This window comes from Gardnerella sp. CCPDSM, assembly GCF_056754715.1.
On sequence record NZ_JBQEQO010000023.1, the window covers coordinates 1 to 1,577 of the forward strand.

At 43.7% G+C, this 1,577-nt stretch carries 2 protein-coding genes; both read right to left on the reverse strand.

The features are described from left to right. Nucleotides 1-105: 105 nt before the first annotated feature. A complete protein-coding gene (locus ACTJLE_RS06235) occupies nt 106-516 on the reverse strand; it encodes an RNA polymerase subunit sigma-70 (RefSeq protein WP_473412422.1) in 411 nt (136 codons plus the stop codon). Between the two features lie 147 nt (nt 517-663). Then, the coding region (locus ACTJLE_RS06240; protein WP_481267878.1) for a GH25 family lysozyme at nt 664-1,577 on the reverse strand (914 nt) is incomplete at its 5' end.

Genomic DNA, 1,577 nt, shown 5'->3' on the forward strand with positions numbered 1-1,577 from the left:
CAGAGTGAAACGGTAAGTTTTTCGGCTATTTCAAAACGAAAATCCGCCTGCATACTCTCTTTCGTCCAAGCTCTCGCTTTAACATCCTTTAGCCCGTGAGCATCATTACTTATTTGCATGATGCTCACCTTCAAAACGATGTTCTATATAGCAGGCGTGGCAGCAGTATTTTCGAGTCTTATTACCGTAGGATGTAAAACTTTCACCACAGTTACAACAGACACACTCATAGTTTGCCTGTCTTTTTACCAACTGTGTATGCTTACTCCACCACGTGTTTCTACACGCGTCAGAGCAGAAACGTTTAACTTTTCTTCCTGTGTTTTGCTTAATTGGTTTTGAACAAGATTCACATAATTCCGTCTGTGTTTTCGTAGACTGGATTACGCCTAGACTGTTACGTTTGCAGTAGCTTTTAATCGTGTTAACGGAAACATCCATACGGTTTGCAATCTGCGTATAGCTAAGGCCTTCATCTCTTAGTAATTTGACTTGCTGTTTTTCTTTTATATTCATTTGCCTGTGCCTCCTTACATCACAGGCAAAGAAAAAACAGTGTTTTTTAACCTATTGACTTGACAATTTAACCTTAAAAAATAAAAAAAGCCCGAGGATTGCTCCAATGTAGGAACAAGCCTCGGGCTTTACATGTTTCAAACTGTTTTACAAGAGTTCGTTTACTCGTTTTTGTACCGTAGCATAATCGTATCCGGCAGAAGTTAAACGCTGTTTACGCGTGCTACCGTTACCCCACGCGCCTCGGATTACTTCACGTGCAAGCTCATCAACCGACTTTCTACAGGCTTTAACACCAAGAAGCTCATTAACCTTATTTTGCACGCTCGCATAATCGTATCCGGCTGAAGTTAAACGCTGTTTACGCTCATTTCCGTTACCCCAAGCGCCGTTAATAACTTCTCGCGCCACCTCATCAATACTCGACGTGCGCGCAGCTTGGTCAGAGCCGCCGTTTTTACACCCGTTTAATCCAGCGTTTTTTATCACGCTCGGATAATCCTTGTAAGCATAATCCATGTCAACTCTGCCAACTACTCCAGGCACACTGCCACTTGACGAGTATTGCCAAAGACCATACGAACCCTGATAACTGCAGTGCGTGTTCCACTGTGCGATCCACAAAGCGTAACGGTCTCTAACATGAGAGGACACAAGATTATTAGCAGTTGAAAGCGAGGTGTAAAAACCTGCATAATACCCGCAAGCTTCCAGTTTGCTGCAAAAACCGGTAATCAGCGAATCGCAGAAAGCTCGCCCACGGTTAAGCTGGCTTTTTTCTTCCAAATCAAAGTAAACAGGATACTCAAAACTCTTACCTGAAAGCATGTTCACACAGCTTTGAGCCTCCTCAGCCGCCTCAAAACCAGAGTTTGCGTACGAATACCAGTAAGCTCCCACGTCAAGACCGCATGTTTTTGCTTTACGATAGTTCTGTTCAAACCACTTGTCTTTGCATCCGATACCGTATCCTGCTCGAATGATCACAAACTCAACACCGGATGCTTTCACCGCGTTGAAATCAATGTCACCCTGCCACTCTGACACGTCTATTCCTTTTC

What these genes read in the sequence shown, in the direction of transcription:
- ACTJLE_RS06235 (WP_473412422.1), bottom strand. Translation starts at nt 516, where the DNA reads ATGAATATAAAAGAAAAACAGCAAGTCAAATTACTAAGAGATGAAGGC.